The organism is Peribacillus phoenicis (assembly GCF_047238085.1).
Taxonomy (GTDB): Bacteria; Bacillota; Bacilli; order Bacillales; family DSM-1321; genus Peribacillus.
In genome coordinates this window covers 3,993,906-4,013,062 of sequence record NZ_JBDFMF010000001.1, presented here as the reverse complement: position 1 = coordinate 4,013,062, position 19,157 = coordinate 3,993,906, and the positions used below count along the sequence as shown (strand labels likewise).

General features: G+C 38.8%; 20 protein-coding genes. 16 read left to right on the top strand and 4 right to left on the bottom strand.

Annotation, left to right across the window (positions count from 1 at the left end; translation table 11 throughout):
• Positions 1–86 precede the first annotated feature (86 nt).
• The 3 genes from ABC374_RS19655 (at position 87) to ABC374_RS19645 (ending at position 3,566) form a co-directional block, all read left to right on the top strand.
• The gene (locus tag ABC374_RS19655) at positions 87–1,058 is read left to right on the top strand and encodes an acyltransferase family protein (protein ID WP_413019496.1); all 972 of its coding nucleotides are present in this window, start codon (positions 87–89) and stop codon (positions 1,056–1,058) included.
• Between the two features lie 548 nt (positions 1,059–1,606).
• On the top strand, positions 1,607–2,716 hold the full coding sequence (locus ABC374_RS19650; protein ID WP_413019495.1) for a D-alanyl-D-alanine carboxypeptidase family protein: 1,110 nt from the start codon (positions 1,607–1,609) through the stop codon (positions 2,714–2,716).
• Positions 2,717–3,053: 337 nt separating this feature from the next.
• A complete protein-coding gene (locus ABC374_RS19645) occupies positions 3,054–3,566 on the top strand; it encodes a DUF3189 family protein (RefSeq protein WP_350299973.1) in 513 nt (170 codons plus the stop codon).
• 206 nt (positions 3,567–3,772) lie between these two features.
• Here ABC374_RS19645 and ABC374_RS19640 read toward each other — a convergent pair whose 3' ends face one another.
• Positions 3,773–3,952, bottom strand: coding sequence for a small acid-soluble spore protein H (locus tag ABC374_RS19640; protein WP_101223203.1), 180 nt, complete (start codon positions 3,950–3,952; stop codon positions 3,773–3,775).
• Between the two features lie 220 nt (positions 3,953–4,172).
• Between ABC374_RS19640 and ABC374_RS19635 the strand changes: the two genes are divergently transcribed.
• The 6 genes from ABC374_RS19635 to ABC374_RS19610 all read left to right on the top strand — a co-directional run bounded on the left by ABC374_RS19635 (position 4,173) and on the right by ABC374_RS19610 (position 8,658).
• A complete protein-coding gene (locus ABC374_RS19635; protein ID WP_350299972.1) occupies positions 4,173–4,625 on the top strand; it encodes a GNAT family N-acetyltransferase in 453 nt (150 codons plus the stop codon).
• A 152-nt stretch (positions 4,626–4,777) separates the two neighbouring features.
• Complete coding sequence (locus ABC374_RS19630; protein ID WP_350299971.1) at positions 4,778–5,428, top strand: hypothetical protein; 651 nt, start codon at positions 4,778–4,780, stop codon at positions 5,426–5,428.
• A gap of 251 nt (positions 5,429–5,679) precedes the next feature.
• A complete protein-coding gene (locus tag ABC374_RS19625; protein WP_413019494.1) occupies positions 5,680–6,552 on the top strand; it encodes an AraC family transcriptional regulator in 873 nt (290 codons plus the stop codon).
• A 212-nt stretch (positions 6,553–6,764) separates the two neighbouring features.
• Positions 6,765–7,151 (top strand): SRPBCC family protein, encoded by a 387-nt coding sequence (locus ABC374_RS19620; protein WP_413019493.1) that lies wholly within the window; start codon positions 6,765–6,767, stop codon positions 7,149–7,151.
• Between the two features lie 734 nt (positions 7,152–7,885).
• Positions 7,886–8,335, top strand: a complete 450-nt coding sequence (locus tag ABC374_RS19615) for a hypothetical protein (RefSeq protein ID WP_350299969.1) — start codon at positions 7,886–7,888, stop codon at positions 8,333–8,335.
• A 143-nt stretch (positions 8,336–8,478) separates the two neighbouring features.
• Positions 8,479–8,658, top strand: coding sequence for a DUF4083 domain-containing protein (locus tag ABC374_RS19610; RefSeq protein ID WP_413019492.1), 180 nt, complete (start codon positions 8,479–8,481; stop codon positions 8,656–8,658).
• A gap of 51 nt (positions 8,659–8,709) precedes the next feature.
• Here the strand turns inward: ABC374_RS19610 and ABC374_RS19605 are convergent, their stop codons facing one another.
• On the bottom strand, positions 8,710–9,249 hold the full coding sequence (locus ABC374_RS19605) for a hypothetical protein (protein WP_413019491.1): 540 nt from the start codon (positions 9,247–9,249) through the stop codon (positions 8,710–8,712).
• Positions 9,250–9,549: 300 nt separating this feature from the next.
• Between ABC374_RS19605 and ABC374_RS19600 the strand changes: the two genes are divergently transcribed.
• On the top strand, positions 9,550–9,732 hold the full coding sequence (locus ABC374_RS19600) for a YjcZ family sporulation protein (protein ID WP_350299966.1): 183 nt from the start codon (positions 9,550–9,552) through the stop codon (positions 9,730–9,732).
• Between the two features lie 59 nt (positions 9,733–9,791).
• Here the strand turns inward: ABC374_RS19600 and mleCBF are convergent, their stop codons facing one another.
• A complete protein-coding gene (gene mleCBF / locus ABC374_RS19595) occupies positions 9,792–10,634 on the bottom strand; it encodes a CBF family alpha/beta fold macrolide esterase (protein ID WP_413019490.1) in 843 nt (280 codons plus the stop codon).
• A 296-nt stretch (positions 10,635–10,930) separates the two neighbouring features.
• On the bottom strand, positions 10,931–11,707 hold the full coding sequence (locus ABC374_RS19590; RefSeq protein WP_034309729.1) for a 3-hydroxybutyrate dehydrogenase: 777 nt from the start codon (positions 11,705–11,707) through the stop codon (positions 10,931–10,933).
• 256 nt (positions 11,708–11,963) lie between these two features.
• On the opposite strand from ABC374_RS19590, the gene ABC374_RS19585 reads away from it, so the two are divergent.
• From ABC374_RS19585 to ABC374_RS19560, 6 genes are all read left to right on the top strand, one after another.
• Positions 11,964–12,911, top strand: a complete 948-nt coding sequence (locus ABC374_RS19585) for a 3-hydroxyacyl-CoA dehydrogenase family protein (RefSeq protein ID WP_350299964.1) — start codon at positions 11,964–11,966, stop codon at positions 12,909–12,911.
• Positions 12,908–14,083: an acetyl-CoA C-acetyltransferase gene (locus ABC374_RS19580; protein WP_413019489.1), complete on the top strand. Its 1,176-nt coding sequence runs from the start codon at positions 12,908–12,910 to the stop codon at positions 14,081–14,083. Before ABC374_RS19585 ends, ABC374_RS19580 begins: the two co-directional genes overlap by 4 nt.
• A gap of 64 nt (positions 14,084–14,147) precedes the next feature.
• Positions 14,148–15,818, top strand: a complete 1,671-nt coding sequence (locus ABC374_RS19575; RefSeq protein WP_413019488.1) for a sigma-54 interaction domain-containing protein — start codon at positions 14,148–14,150, stop codon at positions 15,816–15,818.
• Between the two features lie 517 nt (positions 15,819–16,335).
• Entirely contained in the window at positions 16,336–17,721 is a 1,386-nt protein-coding gene (locus tag ABC374_RS19570; protein WP_241589224.1) for a GntP family permease, read from the top strand.
• 32 nt (positions 17,722–17,753) lie between these two features.
• Positions 17,754–18,449, top strand: coding sequence for a CoA transferase subunit A (locus ABC374_RS19565; RefSeq protein WP_413019487.1), 696 nt, complete (start codon positions 17,754–17,756; stop codon positions 18,447–18,449).
• A gap of 16 nt (positions 18,450–18,465) precedes the next feature.
• A complete protein-coding gene (locus tag ABC374_RS19560; RefSeq protein WP_350299960.1) occupies positions 18,466–19,113 on the top strand; it encodes a 3-oxoacid CoA-transferase subunit B in 648 nt (215 codons plus the stop codon).
• Positions 19,114–19,157: the final 44 nt, after the last annotated feature.

Sequence of the window (19,157 nt, the reverse complement as noted above, 5' to 3'; positions counted from 1 at the left end):
TTAGAGGAAAGCCGGCTTTTTCAATCAAACCATAATTCAGGATTAGAAGATATAACTAGTAGTTTCTTTATAGGGGGTAAGAATTCATGAAGCGTGATCCATATTTTGATAATGCAAAAGCTGTTTTAATCGTACTAGTTGTTTTGGGACACACATTAGCTAGAATGGTGGAAGAAAACGAATGGATTTTAACTATGTATTTGTTTATTTTTTCATTCCATATGCCAGCTTTTATTTTAGTATCCGGTTATTTTTCAAGAAAGATAAAAAGTAAAAAGGACCTCTGGGGGCTAATTAAGAAAATATTAATTCCCTATGTAATATTCCAGGTGATTTATACCTTCTATTATCAAAAGTTATTTGATGAACCAATTGAATTCACAATTATGACTCCAAGATGGGCCTTATGGTTCCTAATAAGCTTATTCTGCTGGAATATATTATTGTTTATATTTTCGTCTAGGAAATATGGAATCGTTTTTTCAATAATTGTATCTCTAATAATTGGTTACTTTGGTGAAGTGAATGAATGGTTAAGTTTGTCGAGAACGTTCTTTTTCTTTCCTTTCTTTTTAGTTGGACATTTTTTAGAAAAAAATCATTTTGAATGGGTTAAAAAGAAAAGTAATGCCCTAATAGGCTGGGCTGTACTGGGTTTAATCTTTACCGGTATCTATTTCTATGGGGAAACCACTTGGAGGGAGTGGTTTTATGGCCGTTTAGGTTATGAGGAATTAATGGGAGGCTCCATTGCCCTCGGTTTTATATATAAGTTGATCGTTTATTTAGTTATGGGAGCAGCAACTTATTGTTTTTTCTGTATTGTTCCTAAAAAGCATACATTTTTTACTGAAATAGGGTCCATTACATTAGCTATTTATCTTTTTCATATGTTTTTTCTGGAATATGTTTATAACTCATTTATTTATGATTGGATCAAAGAAAGTGACCAATATTATGTTTTATTAGTCATACCTGTAACCATTATATTTATATTATCAAGAAAACCGATTGTAAAAGTGGAATGTGTGTTAATAGGAATGAAAATGAAAACATAACAGAATTTTAACACCTATAAAGTAACTAGCCCTTCAGATTGAAGGTGTGAGTTAGGTTTTATCTAAATTTCAAAACAAAGTTGATTGGAGCGGGTGTACGAGACTCCTGCGGGAAAAGCGCGTCAAGGGGAGACCCCGCAGGCGCAAAAGCGCCGAGGAGGCTCCCGGACCGCCCGCGGAAAGCGAGTGCCTGGAGTGGAAATCGACGTTCCAGGTTTTATAACCTAAATAAAAATTGAGACAAACTTGTTCTTCATCGAGTTTGTCTTCAGTCTGAGCCCTTCAGTTTGGAGGGTTTTTTCATGAAAAGATTTAGTGATTTACAAAAAAAAACATTTGAAAGGGGGGGAAATGAAGTCTCCACTAAAAGGGTCACAACCCTTATAAAGTTATTTCAGGAAAGAAAATGAAGAACATTACCCGAAATGTTTCCAAAATTATTAAGGGGTAATTACTTTTGTATTTCACTTTCAATAAATCAACTCTAAACATTCAGATTTATTTTATTATGACTATATAGGATTTAACTATCATCAAAGGAGCGGCATATGAAAAAGTTTTTCATCATCTTCATTTTGGCTTTAATCCCTTTCGCCTCTACGACTGTAAGTGCAGAATCTGACTTACCTCTCAATAGTGACGCCGGGATCATTATTGATGCGAAAAGTGGAAAAGTATTATACGAAAAAAACATGAATAAAAGTATGTATCCAGCCAGTCTAACGAAAGTTGCCACGGCTATATATGCTATAGAACACGGCGATAAGAACGAACTAGTGACTGTTAGCAAGAAAGCAGCTAAGGCAGACGGTTCTTCGGTATTTATTGAACCTGGGGAGGAAATAGAGCTTTCCAAATTAATTGCAGGAATGCTAATCAACTCCGGAAATGATGCAGCCATCGCAATTGCCGAGCATATGTCCGGCAGTGAAAAACTTTTCATGGAAGATTTGAATGAGTTTTTAAGAACAGAAGTAAACGTCACCGATACTCATTTTACGAACCCCCATGGATTGTTTGACAAAGACCATGTAACTACAGCTAGTGACCTTGCTAAAATTACCCAATATGCAATGAAAAATGAAACTTTCCGTGAGTATTTTGGGAGGATGGATTTACCATGGGAAGTGGAAACATGGGACACAACTCTAATTACCCATCATAAAATGTTAAAAGGCGAACTCCCCTATAAGGGAATAACCGGAGGGAAAACCGGTTTCGTCAGTCAATCCGGCTACACCCTGATTTCTACTGCCACCAGAGGAGAACAGGAATTGATTGCTGTCACTCTAAAAGCTCCTTCAGACAAGGTTGCCTACTCTGATACAAAGCTTTTATTCAACTATGGCTTTGAAAACTTTAAATCAGGCAAAATTGATAAAAAAAGCAAACTTTATTCAGCGGACTACTCTCATTCCTACACGCTGAACGAAGACTTATACTATACTCATTTAATCAGTGATCAACCTAACCTAAAAACGAGTAATGATGGAATTCTCTCAATCATGAACCAAGAGGGGGAAGCAATAGAATCCTTTGACCTTAAAACGGTCGCTGATGTGAGGAGCACAGTATTGCCTGCCCCGATTAAAAAAGAAAAAATCAATGATAATCTAATAAAATTTTCTGTCCCGTCTCTAGGATTGGAAGGATTTTAGAACTCGTTACTAAAGAAACCCACTGACTGGCTAACAGAGGCGTTGCTGTCTATACATACCCAGCTTATAAATAAAATAAACAATAAAAGAGTGCCCTTATCATTCATGACTGATAGGTGTACTCTTTTAATTTATTTACCCTTTAGGTCTTGATGATCCGAGGACGGGAATATTCTAATCGAGTACTGCAAAAAGGTCGTGTTTTTAGATAGGGCAACTTGATTATTTGAAACAAGGTCATATTCCTGAATTCGGAATATTTCCCTAAAATAATCAACTGAATTGGAAATGGAGTATATGACCATAATAGTATTAAAAAACTATTAGGGATGATTTCATGATGTATATTTATAATGATTATGGGGGTACACATACCACGTCTATGGCTGCCGCATATCATTTAAAACAATTACCCCAATCGGAAAGAAAACTAACTAAGGAAGAAATATTAAATGTAAAATATTTTAATAAATTGACGAAAAAAGAATTTGGAAAGCTAATTTTTCGCGGGACCGATGAAGAGGGCAACTCAGTTTATACAATTGGACATAAAAGAGAGAAACTTGTTGTTCCGGCATTAAAAGAATTGACTTTACTACTAGAAGAGAAATTTCACTTTAACGAAAAAATAGTATTCTCCAATACATCACCAACTGTACCTATTGCCATGTCTATAGGGGGATATTTATCAAGAGCATTAAAAATTGATTTTATAGGTGTACCATTATTAGTTATAGGTGCAAAACAATGCTGTGATAATATTTTTCGGTTGGTTGAAAATACGAAACAAATAGGGAAAGCAGCGAATGGGGATAAAGTGATTATATTAGAAAATGAAATATATAAGTAATGCTAATTAATGTAAAGATTGCTTAGCCAATTCGTTTTTTGAACAGGTTGTTAACTTTATTAGAATTCAAGTCAACAATTGATGTTGGCTTTTTTTACTTTTATGGAAGAATATAAGCTGTACAAGATGTGGTGCTTGTTCAATGAACTTAATCGAACAATAAACCACCACCCGAAAGTGGAGGTTTATTAATTGAATCGAGGAAATTACTGTTCCTTTAAGCTGGTTACAGAAACACTTTGTTTTTTATTTGGATCATCAAGGGGATGGATTGTAGCGGTTCCATTTTGTTCATCGACGTGCTCGATGTAGATACTTTCCTCATTATAGGTTACATTAACCATATTTGGTGAAGAAGCAATTTCTTCTGCTCGTTGTGCTTTCATTTTAGCCACCTCCTTTGATTTTGCAACATGTATAATATTTGTTTCGGATTACTTAGTTATACTTGTTGTATTAAAATTCTTCCAAGAAACCCTTAAACCTTACTTAACTAACTGGTACGTTAGCTGAAGATAGAGTTATATTTAAGGCAGCTTTTAACCATTTCGGCATCAGTGATTTGGTATAATTACAGAAAATTAAAAAAGGTTAGGGGGATGTAAAATGAGTATTAAGGGTTTTTCGATTTCCGCTAATAAAAAGTATTTAGATGTGGATTTAATACATGATTTTTTGAATCAAGAAGCTTACTGGTCAAAGGGTATACCGAAGGAAACAGTAATAAAGTCAATTGAAAATACGACCTTATGTTTTGGGGTTTATAAAGGTGAAATAGGAAATGAAGATATTGAGCAAGTTGGATTTGCAAGGGTAATAACCGATTTAGCAACCCATGCGTACCTTTGCGATGTGTTTATATTACCTGACTATCGTAAATTAGGATTATCAAAATGGTTAATGGATGTTATCACCAACCATTCCGAACTAAAAGAGGTTCGCAGGTTTATGTTAGCTACTAATGATGCCCATTCATTATATAAAAAATACGGTTTTAATCAGATTGATAATCCAGAGCTATTTATGCAAAAAGTCCGTAAATCCCCATCACAACAATAAGAGTATTTTTTTTAACAGGTGCGAAAGTTCTCTAAGGGGCAGTGACGAATTGCTCTTTTCTTATAGAGCAAAAGGGGCAATAGCTGAAGTGGAAATTCTGACTAATATGCAGGAATACAGTAAATTTACGAAAAGATATGAGAGGAATTAAAATGGAAAAATTTAATTTGATCAAGCAAAAACATAGTGTAGTTCCAAATTATAAAGTAGATGATAAGGAAGTCTCTTTTGAAATATACATTAGTCCCAAACAAGAGGTCTGCATTATTGGGAAATTAGATAATAACTATATATGCTGGTGTTCTATAACTACTATTTCTGACTACGAAAATAATTCTGCTATTTTTCAATATGTATCGAATCTCCAAACCAAAACGATATCAAATGATTATAAAGCTTTAGGAGATCGGTATAAAGAAGTGAAAAATTGGCATAGAATGCAGATTAGTAAGAGACCTTATCAAGATCAGTATCTTTATTATTCTCCAGTAAATTCTTCGTTCTTTACGGAAAGTAAATTTTTCGCAAGAGAAATCGAAACATTTTATAAACAAGAAAGAGCCAAATGTGAATATAGGTTAATTGATGATGCTTATATAACTATTTTAAAAAGATATAAAAGCATTTTAAATAAAGGTAACCAAGAATATAGTTATTATTACGAAATGAACCCACTAATTAGGATAATAAAAGATGAAAGTTACATAAAACTATGTCCTATATCAGAAATCAGACAATTATATTTAGAATGCCTTGAAAAATGTGATGATTTATATAACCGATATATGACAGAGGTTCGTTAAAAAATATTTTGCGGATTGGTTTTAAAGGTAGTCCTTTATAAAAAATAGAAATAATAAAATGACTTACAGTGTGATAGTTTTCATTACTTTTGTAAAAGGAAGTAATTGCTTTTTTATTGAAAGTCTATAAGAGATCGTGAAGGTTTGTACTTAAACTAATGAAACAGTTTATACCCTACATAATCGTGCACAGAATGTCGGATGATTAGTTTCAACTCCTGCTATTCTGTTGATATAAGGGAGGTCATTGAATGGATTTGCTCAAAAATATGAATGGTGCCATTAAATTCATTGAAGACAATCTTACGAACGAAATTGACTTTAAAGAGGTTGCAAGGCTAGCTTATTGCTCGGAGTATCATTTTAAAAGAATGTTTTCCTTCCTTGCAGGTATTTCACTATCCGAGTATATCCGCCGAAGACGACTTACACTTGCAGCGTTTGAGCTTAAAGATAACAACATAAAGGTCATTGATATAGCGATAAAGTACGGATACAGCTCACCGGACTCTTTTGCAAGAGCGTTTCAACATTTGCATGGCATCACACCATCTGAAGCGAGAAGTAATGGCCATTCACTTAAAGCTTATCCACCGATGTCCTTCCAATTATCCATTAAAGGAGGCAGTGAAATGAACTATCGAATTGAAGAAAAAGAGGAGTTTCTCATAATTGGAATTAAAAAAAGAGTTCCAATCATTTTTAACGGGGTTAATCCTGAGATTGCATCCATGTGGAAAAGTTTAGACGAGAAAACGATAAATGAACTTAAAAACCTTTCGAATGTCGAGCCATTAGGGCTGCTTAGTGCATCTGCGAACTTTTCCGAAGGCAGGTTTGAGGAAAAAGGGGAGCTTGATCATTATATCGGCGCAGCAACAACGAGGGAATGTCCAGATAACTTAACACAGCTGAAAGTGGATGCATCTACATGGGCTGTATTCGAAGCAGTCGGACCCTTCCCTGAAACACTGCAAAATGTTTGGGGACGTATTTATTCCGAATGGTTTCCATCCTCTAACTATGAACAAAGAGAAGGGCCGGAAATCCTTTGGAACGAAAATAAAGACATAACCTCAACAACATTTAGAAGTGAAATATGGATCCCCGTTATGAAAAAGTAAATATAGGCAAAAGCCGAAGAGCTGTCTTAAGGCAGCTTTTTTCTTATGGGAAAAACAGGCAGGTTACTGGAAAAGAGCTAGGTAATACTTGCTATAACGGGCTATAATGATGGTTAGAAAGTGCTTAAATAAGAAGATTGAAAAATGCCTGTTATTGAGTATCACCATTTATTAAAGCACCGGTTGAATTATGTTTTGACATTAAGTGGAGCGTGGATATCCATACCAAAACGACAGCGAAAACAAAGGAAATTGCTGCTGATGGTGTGACAGAAGGGCTATTAGAGGAGGGAGATACTGTTACTTGGAAAGCCATTCACTTTGGTATTATACAAAGGCTGAAAGCCAAAGTGAAATTAATGGAAAAACCAAATAAGTTTGTGGATATCATGGTGAAGGGAGCCTTCCATTCCTTCGTACATACACATCAGTTTATAGAAGAGCAGGGCGGGACTATAATTATAGATAAATTTCAAAATAAGTCACCGTTCGGTCCGATTGGAGTTTTAGCTGATAAGGTGTTTTTAGAGAAGTATATGAGAGAATTTATCGTTTCTCGTGCAAAGGCACTGAAAAAGATTGCCGAGAATATGCACTAGGTTCAATAGTGGCAGGTCAGTTCATCAAGAAAGCTGGTAGAAGCAAGAAATGTTGGATTTGACCAAATTATCACACTTAATAATTATGACATCTGTGACATTGAACTACATGAGAAAACACTATTGGTTATAAAAAAGTAGTTATAGAACTAATGGGTGCTTTAGCTGAAGTTCGTAGCTGTTTTTATCACCGGCACCCTGAACGTTAGCAAATGGCTCGGCTCAGCGGTACAACCGTGTTAGGCCCGCGGATACAACCGGCCTTTATTTATAATTACGGATCAAATCGTTTGGCTGCGATTTGATCTTTTTATTTGTTTTTATAAGAATAACACATGTAGAACAAATGTTCCAGTGTAAAAGTGTAAATTTATTACTTTTTTTGAAAAATCAGTTTTAATAAAAAGTATTGTTGATTTTCTTGAAGACTAAAGGGGCAGGTTAGCTAGCTAGCCGTAGTGTTTTCGAACTTTGCAAGAGACCTATGCTTTAATTATCCAAAAAAGGAGAATTTTATTTTACCGCAATAATTATCTCTATATATGTAACTATTACACTTGTATCGCTCTTTACTTTCGCTGGACCTTATTCTCCATTGGTGGGACTTGCAGTTGGATTGCCTATACATATTCTAATATCACTTACGCAAATATATAAAGAACTAAAAGTGATATCTAAAAAACTATACGAATAATTTGTGTCAGATCATATGAAGGTACAGAAAGGAGAAACTTATGACTCAGTACATTTATCTAGCTTCACCAATGAGATTGCCAAAAGGTTCGTTCGGCTCAAACCCCTTGTCTCCAGATCAACCTAATGTCTTTAAAAATGAATTGGAGTTCACAGATTTATATTTTGAACATAATTACGATAGCAAATTGAAACAAAAATTTTCATATAGTCCACACTTTTCGTTCAATCACCAAGTAGCAGCTTATTCCAGTCACATCCCTTTAGGGCCTGAATTTAAAGGAACAGCGGAAGAAGTAAAATGTTTAACAATATTATATTCATATTTAGATGAAGCCCTGAATGCTAGTGGGGTAGTAGAGTATTTTACTTGTTTGAGTGGTAAAGAGGACTCTGCACTTTCTAAGAGACGAAACATTCGCTGGATGGACATCAAAGATCCTTATGACCTAGTTATTGAAGATCGTGAGTTTTGGGAAATTACCTTTTAGAATTTAATCCTTAATGAACTGTGCTTTACTTTAATAATAGAGTTTGGTTGGCGGCCTTTTTCTACTGCAACTAGCGGCGGAGGATAGTTCAAGATGTTTAGTCTATAAGTTATGCAAGTATACAAAAGAAAGGGGTGAAGTGTTTGAGTTACAATATCGGTGATATGGTATATCAACTTATTATGTTTGCTTTGTTGATTGGGATGATTTTTGCTGTTTACTTTTTTGTTCGTTCTCTTCTTACAAGGTCAAAACAAACCAATAAAATAGAACAAAAAATTGATAGAGTAATTGAACTGCTTGAAAAGGATAAAAGAGATTAATTTCTTTTTATCCTTTTCTTTTTTTTTGTTCCTACACAGTTTATGGCCACTCTAGCGGCGCAGGTTAGTCCAATAAGAAGTCGAATATACTTTAGTGATTTCATCTAGTGCAAAAAAGATTATGGAGCAAATAACCGCAAAGATAAAGAAACCTCCTGGGTCAATAAAGTATGTAGCCAATCCAAAACCAATATGTATTGCTCCAGATAACCAGAAACGAATATTGAAAAATTTCATTGAAATAAATTCAGCAATTAGTGAGACTGGTAAGCCATAAAAGAAATTTCCCATTAAACTATAAAAAAGCACAATAAGAATAATCTGAAAGAAATCTCCATCTAATTTAAAGGGTGGTTCTTCAAAAACCGAGACTAGAAATAAACCGATTGTAAAGGTCAATGATGAGTAGAATGCCACTTTAATTTTTCTGAAATGTTCTTTAAACAGAAGCTTTCTAATCACAGGAAATAAAAACGCAATCGTTATTAAAGGCAGTAAAGTTTTAATTATGATTGGTGTAGTTGAAACAAGTACTATTGTCAACAGAACAAGCATGGAGAAAACAAGAATATAAGAATTTTCTTTTATCATAAATACCACGGACCTTTTTAACTTCATTGTACAAGAAGCTGAAGTTAGTAGGAATTAGATGTCACAAACAATAAAAATTTCAATGAGTAAATAAGGTGTCCGGCAGTTCTGCGCTGTGTCAGGCGAAGCTGCATGAAATCTCCAAACAGTAAAATACGCTGTTAAACTGTTTTATTTCGGATCACTTAAGGATGGTTGAAAAAGTTTTCGATGATTTTTGTGTCATTATCCTAATTAGAACATAAGTTGAATTAACCCATTTAATTTTTTCCTCCTAAAACAAATAAGGAGATGTTTCTATTGTCAAATTGTGGTCATGAATCAAATTGCGGTTGTGGTAACGATGTTGGTGGATTTGGTGGCGGTTTCGCTTTTATAGTCGTTTTGTTTATCCTTTTAATCATCGTTGGAGCTGCTTGCTTCGGCGGCGATAGAGGTAACGATGGCTGTTATCCCGTTCAAGGATATGGCGGTTTCTGCTAACAAATGTATAAAGAAAAGCCGACCTTTATTGGTCGGCTTCCTTTATGCAAACTTATTAATTATCGCGAAGTAAGCTTTATGACTGATTCGATAATCATATCCCAGTCTTTACTATGAATCTCATGCCCTGATCCATCAAGAGTCACTAATTCAGCTTGAGGGATGGCTTTCGCAAGAGCAAGCCCGTGCTCGTATGGCAAGGCTGGATCTTCTGTACCGTGAATGATGAGGACAGGTACGGAAATCTCACCCATTCGATCGTAATATTCGTTTCCCCCAGCAAGCATGTCATGATTGAATCTGCTCGGTAGCTGTTTGGCACGGTCCGCTTCTCTTTTTGCCAGTTTATACATTCTTTCCTGCTCATAAGGTTTGGAGCCGGCTAAAGTTTTCCATCCATCCGCAAGAAAAGCGATGACCGTTTCCCGATTTGACCAATCTATGGAAGCGCTCTTTGCATGATGATCCAATATGCTCTGATCCATTGGAGGAAGTTTTTCCATTACAGTCCCGAACACGCTTGATGCAATTAGCGTAAGCGTATTTACGCGTTCCGGATATCTTAAGGCAAGAATCTGTCCGATCATACCGCCTAGGGACATTCCAACGATAGAAGCACGCTCAATGGAATAAGCGTCCAGGACACCCGCGGCATCGTCAGCCAAATCCGTTATTGTATAGTTGGAGGTACCGGGTTCATAAACGGTAGACCGTCCCAGATCCCGATGATCGTACCGAATGACAAACCTCCCCGAATCAGCGAGGCGGATACAGAAGTCATCATCCCACCAGTCTAATGAAGACATCGCTCCCATGATCAAAAGCACGGCAGGGTCCTTATGGTTTCCAAAACTTTCTGTACATATATCCACTTTATTTATTTTCAGTATCTGTTCACTCATGTTTTTTACCTCCGTATTAAATATTATCCAATAGCCGTTACGATGGCGCAGATCAATATATACTTTCCGGAGCATGATGATTGGCCTGCGCTTTTAATTATCGCAGTCTAACCCACTTAATAATCATGACGAGGCCTCCTTTTAATATTTGTAAAATGGGAGGTATCCCAATATTACTGTAACATGGGGGATTTTTTTGCGCCACCAAATTTTCCCACATTTCCATGAAAGACAGAAAGCCCCGAATACAGAGCACCTTTTTTGGTGTCCTTTATTCGGGGTTTTTAAGATGCATTTTATTGAGCTGTATATCCGCCATCTAACACGACTGCCTGGCCTGTGATGCCCCGTGCTTTGTCGCTTGCGAGGAAAATAGCGTAGTCGGCAATTTCACTTACATCGAGTAAGCGGTTTTGTGGGACAAGTGGATAGATGACCTCTTCCAAAACGCTTTCCAGTGGTACTTGTCTTGTTTTCGCCAGGTCCTCCAATTGACCGCGGACAAGAGGCGTGTCTACGTATCCTGGGCAAAGGGCATTGACGGTTATGCCAAAAGAGGCGCTTTCCAAGGCGGCGACTTTCGTCAATCCGATTACACCGTGTTTGGCACTATTGTACGCTGCTTTGTTGGCGAATCCAATCAGACCGTTAATGGAAGAGATGTTGATGATTCTGCCGAAGCCTTGTTCTTTCATGATTGGCAAAACGTTCTTAATTGAAATGAATGGCGCGGTCAGCATGATTTTGATCATCAGTTCGAATTTTTCAGTTGGAAACTCTTCAATTGGTGCCACATGCTGAAGGCCGGCGTTATTGATGAAAATATCTATTCGTCCATATTTGTCTTTAGCTTGTTTGATTAGTTGGATGATATCCTCTTCACTTGTTACGTCAGCTTTTAAGCCGATAACCTCCAAGCCGTTGTTCCTTAGGTCTAGAGCAGCTTTTTCAACTGTGTTTTGATCAAGGTCGGACAAAACGACCTTTGCGCCATTTTCAGCAAATATCTTTCCGATCTCAAAGCCGATTCCTCTAGCAGATCCGGTAATTATCGCCACTTTATCTTTAACCATATTACATTCCTCCAATAAAAAATGTAATGGTCCAGTTCTGTCATTTTATTCGTAAACAGGGAATATTCCACAGAGTAAACTCCATTGGAAATATAAAGGGAAGGTTATTAAAAATAAGATTTAGGTTAATGAGTAAGAGTCTATCATGATTTTCTTGATAACAAAAGAATTTTATTTCCCCCTATCGTTGGCATGGATATTGCATATATAAAAAGGTGAGTAAATAAAGGTAATTAAAACGGAAAGGGGAAGCTGGATGATTAAAAAAATAGCCATTATCGGTTCAGGTGTAATGGGAAGTGGAATCGCTCAGTCTTTTGCAGTTAGCGGGTATTTCGTCACCATTAACGATATAAAGGAAGAGTTGCTACACCGTGCCCAAAATCGGATTTCTGAGAATCTATCATTGCTCATTGAGGAAGGGGTTTTGACTGATCAGGAAAAGCAAGTCGCTTTAGCCCGTATTACATATAGCGTGGATTTGGAAGGGGCAGTAAGGGATGCTGATTTTATCATAGAGGCCATTCCGGAAGTCATCGAGCTGAAGTTGAATCTATATAAGCAAATGGAGGAAATAATCAAGCCGGATGCCATTGTTGCTTCAAATACATCGACCTTTCCGATTTCTCAATTGATGGAGAAGGCATCGTTTGCGGACCGAATGGTCATCACGCATTTCTTTAATCCTGGCCATTTGGTTCCATTGGTTGAAGTTGTTCAGCATGACGAAACGAAGCCGGAAATCGTCAAGACTACAATGGATTTGATGCGTAATATCGGCAAGTCTCCGATTCTCTTGAAAAAAGAAATAGCAGGATTCATTGCCAACCGTCTCCAGACTGCCTTGATGCGGGAAGCCTTTTATCTATTAAAAGAGGACATCGCCGATGCTGAGGATATCGATACGGCGATAACGGCTGGACCAGGTTTTCGCTGGGCATTTACCGGACCGATCGAGATTGCTGATTTTGGCGGACTTGATACATGGCAGCGTGTTTTCGATAATGTTTCACCGGTATTGGATCAGAGTAAGGAAGCCCCTGATTTGATTCGTGATTTGGTGGCTGAGGGAAAGCTTGGGACCAAGTCGGGAGAAGGCATTTTTACGTATGAAGAATCTACCGTTTCTCAGAAAATCAATGAGAGGGACCGTAATTTTATTAAACTGGGAAAATTAAAAATGGAGAAGGAGGAAATATTATGAGAGAAGTAGTGATTGTAGGGGCAGCAAGAACACCAGTTGGTGCGTTTGGAGGCAGTCTTGCCAATGTTTCGGCGGTTGACTTGGGAGTCGTGGCCGCTAAGGAAGCGATTAAGCGGGCAAATATCTCGGCTGACATGATCGATGAGGTATTGGTTGGAAATATTCTCTCTGCTGGATTAGGGCAAAATGTGGCACGTCAGGTTGCGATTCATGCAGGGATTCCGGAAACAACGCCGGCCATGGCGATTAATAAACTTTGCGGATCTGGCCTCCGTACGGTCATAATGGGAGCGCAATTCATTGCCCTAGGTGATGCTGATGTGATTCTTGCCGGGGGGATTGAAAGCATGAGCAATGCCCCGTATTTACTTCCAAATTATCGTTTTGGACAGAAAATGGGCAATGCCGAAGCAGTTGATTCAATGACTTATGACGCCTTAACGGATGTTTTTAATCAATATCATATGGGCGTGACTGCGGAGAATATCGCCGAACAGTGGGGAATCAGCCGTGAAAAGCAGGATGAATTTGCTTTAGATAGCCAAAGAATGGCTGAAAAAGCGCAGCTTGAAGGACGATTTGCAGAGGAAATTGCACCTGTTGAATATAAACGCAGAGGAAAGACGATCTTGGTGGACCAAGATGAACACCCGCGTCATGGGCTGACGATAGACCAGCTAACGAAGCTGCGTCCTGCATTTAAGGAAAATGGAACGGTTACGGCAGGTAATGCATCCGGAATCAATGATGGGGGTGCGATGTTAGTCCTGATGTCTAAAGAAAAAGCGGACGAGCTGGGCCTGGAAGCATTAGCGACAATCAAGTCATATGCAAACGCCGCGCTTGATCCGAAAATCATGGGATACGGTCCAGTTCCTGCGACAAGGAAAGCTTTGGCAAAAGCGGGATTGACAATAGATGATATTGATTTGATGGAAGTGAATGAAGCCTTTGCGGCACAGTCACTCGCCGTGCTTAAGGACCTTGAATTGAAGCCGGAGAAAGTGAATGTGAATGGCGGGGCAATTGCCCTTGGTCATCCGGTAGGCGCTTCCGGTGCCCGCATCTTAGTGACTTTATTGTATGAAATGAAGCGCCGGGATGCAAAAACGGGCCTTGCCACCTTATGTATCGGCGGCGGACAAGGAACTGCGCTGATTGTGGAACGGTAATGACTTGGCCTCATTTTCCTATGATATAATGGAGGAAACTTCAGACGGGTTAAGGAGAATAGGAATGGCGAGCGATAATAAAACTATTCAATTGGAATTAGTGAAAGCGATATTGGAAGAATTGCCTTTTGGTGTTTTGGTGACGAAAAACGAAAAAGAAATCGTTCTAAGCAATCGCGTATTATCAGAGGCTTTTGCTGAGAATCAATTTGAGATGCAAATAAATTTGATTTTAGAAAAAAACCTTGTACCAACTGTAAATACTCCGATCCGTTTGAATGATAATAATGGGATTGTCAGAAAAGCCATCATTCAAATGGGTGATGAGGAGTATCAGATTTATCTCCTATTGTTTACAAATAATAAAAGTGATTTTCTTAATGTCGATAATCATGAAGAACTTCTGTTTAAGGATATTATCGAGTTTGCCTATGACGGCTTGGTGATGGTCGATACGGAAGGGTATGTCCAAATGCTGAGCCACGCTTATGCGGATTTTCTTGGGGTCGATCAGGAAAGCTCCATAGGGAAACATGTAACGGAGGTCATTGAAAACACCCGTATGCATGTGGTCGCTAAAACTGGCAAGCAAGAGGTCGCTGAATTACAAAAAATTAAAGATAATTATATAATTGCGACCCGCTCCCCGATACGGAAACAAGATAAATTAATAGGAGCGGTCGGAAAGATCCTTTTTAAGAATGTCGGGCAATTTACCGCTCTTTCCAAGCGTATAAATTCACTTGAAGTAGAGCTGAAAAAGTACAAAGGCGATTTTCGCGAGAGAAATAAGGCCTCATATACGTTTGATCATTTGATGGGAAGAAGTCCTGCTTTCATGGAAGTGAAAGGTCAAGCCAAAATTGCAGCTAAAAGCGACTCGAATGTGTTGATTTTGGGCGAAAGCGGAACAGGTAAGGAGCTGTTTGCCCATGCCATTCATAATGATAGCAGACGGGCCATGGGCGTGTTTGTAAAAGTGAACTGTGCCGCCATCCCGGCAGAGCTGCTGGAGTCAGAGCTTTTTGGTTATGAAGAGGGTTCTTTCACTGGGGCAAAAAAAGGCGGGAAAGCAGGTAAGTTCGAAGCGGCTGAAGGCGGAACGATTTTTCTCGATGAAATCGGTGAGCTGCCACTGCATATGCAGGTGAAGCTGCTCCGTGTTTTACAAGAAAAGGAGATTGAGAGAGTAGGTTCGACGGGAAGTATTCCGATTGATGTACGGGTAATCGCTGCAACGAACCGTAATTTGGAGGAAATGGTCTCGAAAGGGGAATTCCGGCTTGATATGTATTACCGGTTGAAGGTCTTGCAAATCCAGGTTCCTTCCTTAAGGGAGCGACCGGAGGACATTGAAATACTGGGAAATCATTTTGTTGAAAAGTATCAAAACCTCATGAAAAAACGCGTAATGGGAATGAGTGATCAAGCATTACGGCTGCTTCGTCTTTATAAATGGCCGGGGAATATTCGTGAGTTGGAGAATATCATTGAACGCGCAATGAATATTGTTGAAGAAGGGGAAATGATACGTTCCAAGCATCTCCCTAAAGAAATAACGGGTCATAAAGAATCAGTCTCGATCCGCACCTTAGCTGAAGTAATGGATGAAACGGAACGGGCTGCAATCGTTTCATGTTTGGAAATGACCTCAGGTAATAAATCAGAAACGGCAAAGAGACTCGGAGTGAGTCGAACAACACTGTATGAAAAAATGAATAAATATGGTTTATGACTGCAGAAAGTGCCCTTTAGCCCAAGGGCACTTTTTTATACTTTTTAACCTCCTCTTAAGAGAGTGTGTTAGGAAATCCGTACATAAAACGAAAGGAAAATTAAATGTTGTAAGAAAATTCTTACACTTTTTCAAAGCTTATACTTAGGTGTACTGAAAACTTAACAGTTTTAAGGGACTTTAGCTTTTAAAAGGGAAATAAACTGTTGGAAAAGGCTTTAAAAGATGAGATTTTTCATTGTATTAAAGTTGGCACAATAATTGCATAATTACTTTAGTGAATGGCCTATCTGTCATTTTATATTGTTTTTTCACGTAAATTGAAAAGGGATTTCGTAATTCAGCAAATTGTTGAAAGCGTTCTCAAAAATTGGAAGATCATTCAGCCTGACTTGGGGAAGGCAGGCTTGTATGGTAAAAGCGGAAAGATTAAAAATGTGGAATTTAGGAGCTTAATAGTTCTATTTAAATGCTGCCGAAATAATTTTGGGGCAAGGGGAGAAAAGGGGGAATTGAGTTGGTGATTCAAATTTTAGCCATTGTTGTGGCGCTGGGACTTTTAATCTTTTTAGCCTACCGGGGCTATCCGGTCATTATCATAGCGCCGGTTGTTACTTTACTGGCGGTCATCTTATCCGGTGGACATTTGCTGCCGAGTTATACAGAGACATATATGACGTTTGCGGCTAACTATATAAAAGCGTTTTTTCCGATATTTTTATTAGGGGCCGTATTTGGAAAAGTCATGGAGATGAGCGGTGCAGCTGCATCCATCGCCAAGACCATCGTAAAATCACTAGGCTCAAAGCAGGCCATTCTTGCTGTAGTGCTGGCGTGTTCGGCACTGACATATGGCGGGGTTTCATTGTTTGTAGTGGCATTCGCCGTTTATCCATTCGCAGCGGCAATTTTTAAAGAAGCAGACATTCCAAAGAGATTATTGCCGGGAACGATAGCATTAGGCGCTTTCACTTATACGATGGATGCCCTTCCTGGAACACCTCAGATTCAAAATATCATTCCAACGAATTATTTCGGAACAGATACGTATGCAGCTCCAATAATGGGGATTATTGGCGCGATCATGGTATTTACTGGAGGAATGATCTGGTTAGAGCGTCGTCGTAAACAAGCGTTGGCAAATGGTGAAGGATACGGGGAAGGACATATTAATGAACCAGAAAGTGCAGAACAGCAAAACCTGCCTAACTTTTGGCTGTCCATCGTACCGCTCATCCTTGTTGTAGCATTTAATTTTGCTTTCAGCCGCAGTGCCATTTCGGTTAAGCACTGGTATGATGCGTCAATGTTGAAGGAAACTTTCAACATTGCCGATGTAAGCACAGTCACATCATCCTGGTCTTTGATTGTGGCACTGACAATCGGTATTATTGCAGCGATGCTTCTGAATGTTGGACGTATCAAGGTCAAATTGGCAAGTGGATTAACAGCTGCGGCAATGGGTTCATTGCTTGCTATATTCAATACCGCTTCTGAAGTTGGTTTTGGGAATGTTGTGAAAACGCTACCTGGATTCTCGGTCATTCAAAACTGGGTGTTCAATGCAAGCGGTAATCCGCTCGTATCAGAAGCTATTGCCGTCAATGTGCTGGCAGGGATTACCGGATCTGCATCTGGTGGACTTTCGATTGCGTTAGAAGTAATGGGAGGTCACTATTTGCAGGTAGCCCAAAGTGTCGGAATCACCCCGGAAATGCTTCATCGAATTGCATCCATGGCATCTGGCGGAATGGATACGCTGCCGCATAATGGTGCCGTCATTACCTTACTTGCCATTACTGGACTGACACATCGTCAATCTTACAAAGATATCTTTGCGATTACGATTTTGAAAACAGTGACCGTGTTCATCATAGCTTTTGCAACTTCACTGTTTATTTAATAGAATAGTATATAGAATGGAGATGATGGAAAATGAGTAAAATATTAACATCTTTTGATAGCGCTATTCAACAAATTGAGGATGGAGCAACCATTATCGTTGGCGGGTTCGGATTAAGCGGAATTCCAGAAAAACTAATCATTGCTTTGCGTAACAAAGGTGTAAAGGATTTGACGATTGTCAGCAATAATTGTGGAGTCGACGATTGGGGTCTAGGTCTTTTGCTTGAAAACAAACAAATCAAAAAAATGATCGCTTCTTATGTAGGGGAAAATAAGTTATTTGAACAGCAATTTTTAAGCGGCGAGCTTGAGGTCGAGCTTGTTCCCCAAGGAACGCTGGCCGAGCGTTTAAGAGCGGGCGGAGCGGGAATTCCTGCCTTTTATACAGCTACAGGAGTAGGGACGGAAGTCGCAAAAGGTAAAGAACATAAAGAGTTTGATGGCCGCACATACATTATGGAAAAAGGAATAGTCGGAGATTTTGCCTTTGTAAAAGCCTGGAAAGCAGATCATTTCGGTAATCTTGTATATCGGAAAACGGCAAGGAATTTTAACCCTGTCGTTGCCACAGCAGGGAAAGTCACGCTTGTCGAAGTGGAGGAGCTCGTGGGCACAGGGGAGCTCGATCCGGATGAAATTCATACTTCAGGGGTTTATGTACAAAAAGTGCTTGTAGGAAATGACTATGATAAACGAATTGAAAGACTTACAACTGCTAACGCATAAAAAGGAGGAGTATCGAATGACTAGACAACTAATCTTAGAACGGGCCGTTAAAGAAATCCACGATGGTATGTGTGTAAATTTAGGGATTGGAATGCCAACCTTGATTGCCAACATGATTCCGAATGACTTTAATGTCATGCTTCAATCGGAAAATGGCTTACTGGGAATCGGGCCTTATCCTCAAAAGGATGAAGTCGATCCGGATTTGATCAATGCAGGAAAAGAAACAGTAACGGCAAAAGCGGGGGCATCATTTTTTGATAGCGCTGAATCGTTCGCTATGATTCGCGGCGGCCACATCGATCTAGCCATTTTAGGCGGGATGGAAGTTTCCGAAAATGGGGACTTGGCAAACTGGATGATTCCAGGGAAGATGGTAAAAGGAATGGGAGGAGCGATGGACCTCGTCCAAGGCGCAAAACGTATTGTTGTCATCATGGACCATGTGAACAAGCATGGGGAGTCCAAAGTGAAAAAAAGCTGTACATTGCCATTGACGGGAGAAAAAGTCGTACATTGCCTGATTACCGAACTGGCTGTTTTTCAATTTACAGACGCTGGCATGGAATTGATTGAATTGCAAAATGGCGTAACACTTGATGAAGTGAAAAGTAAAACAGAGGCTGACTTTACGATAAGCCCCTCTATTGAAATTAAAGCGTAAGTTAAAGAGAATAATAAAATAATACATTATTAGACTGCTTTCAT

Bases quoted from the DNA above. Each gene is read 5' to 3' on its own strand.
- ABC374_RS19655 (WP_413019496.1), top strand. From the start codon at position 87: ATGAAGCGTGATCCATATTTTGATAATGCAAAAGCTGTTTTAATCGTA.
- ABC374_RS19575 (WP_413019488.1), top strand. From the start codon at position 14,148: ATGGCGAGCGATAATAAAACTATTCAATTGGAATTAGTGAAAGCGATA.
- ABC374_RS19605 (WP_413019491.1), bottom strand. From the start codon at position 9,249: ATGATAAAAGAAAATTCTTATATTCTTGTTTTCTCCATGCTTGTTCTG.
- ABC374_RS19645 (WP_350299973.1), top strand. From the start codon at position 3,054: ATGATGTATATTTATAATGATTATGGGGGTACACATACCACGTCTATG.
- ABC374_RS19560 (WP_350299960.1), top strand. From the start codon at position 18,466: ATGACTAGACAACTAATCTTAGAACGGGCCGTTAAAGAAATCCACGAT.
- ABC374_RS19615 (WP_350299969.1), top strand. From the start codon at position 7,886: ATGACTCAGTACATTTATCTAGCTTCACCAATGAGATTGCCAAAAGGT.
- ABC374_RS19625 (WP_413019494.1), top strand. From the start codon at position 5,680: ATGGATTTGCTCAAAAATATGAATGGTGCCATTAAATTCATTGAAGAC.
- ABC374_RS19590 (WP_034309729.1), bottom strand. From the start codon at position 11,707: ATGGTTAAAGATAAAGTGGCGATAATTACCGGATCTGCTAGAGGAATC.
- ABC374_RS19635 (WP_350299972.1), top strand. From the start codon at position 4,173: ATGAGTATTAAGGGTTTTTCGATTTCCGCTAATAAAAAGTATTTAGAT.
- ABC374_RS19580 (WP_413019489.1), top strand. From the start codon at position 12,908: ATGAGAGAAGTAGTGATTGTAGGGGCAGCAAGAACACCAGTTGGTGCG.
- ABC374_RS19585 (WP_350299964.1), top strand. From the start codon at position 11,964: ATGATTAAAAAAATAGCCATTATCGGTTCAGGTGTAATGGGAAGTGGA.
- ABC374_RS19640 (WP_101223203.1), bottom strand. From the start codon at position 3,952: ATGAAAGCACAACGAGCAGAAGAAATTGCTTCTTCACCAAATATGGTT.
- mleCBF (WP_413019490.1), bottom strand. From the start codon at position 10,634: ATGAGTGAACAGATACTGAAAATAAATAAAGTGGATATATGTACAGAA.
- ABC374_RS19630 (WP_350299971.1), top strand. From the start codon at position 4,778: ATGGAAAAATTTAATTTGATCAAGCAAAAACATAGTGTAGTTCCAAAT.
- ABC374_RS19650 (WP_413019495.1), top strand. From the start codon at position 1,607: ATGAAAAAGTTTTTCATCATCTTCATTTTGGCTTTAATCCCTTTCGCC.
- ABC374_RS19565 (WP_413019487.1), top strand. From the start codon at position 17,754: ATGAGTAAAATATTAACATCTTTTGATAGCGCTATTCAACAAATTGAG.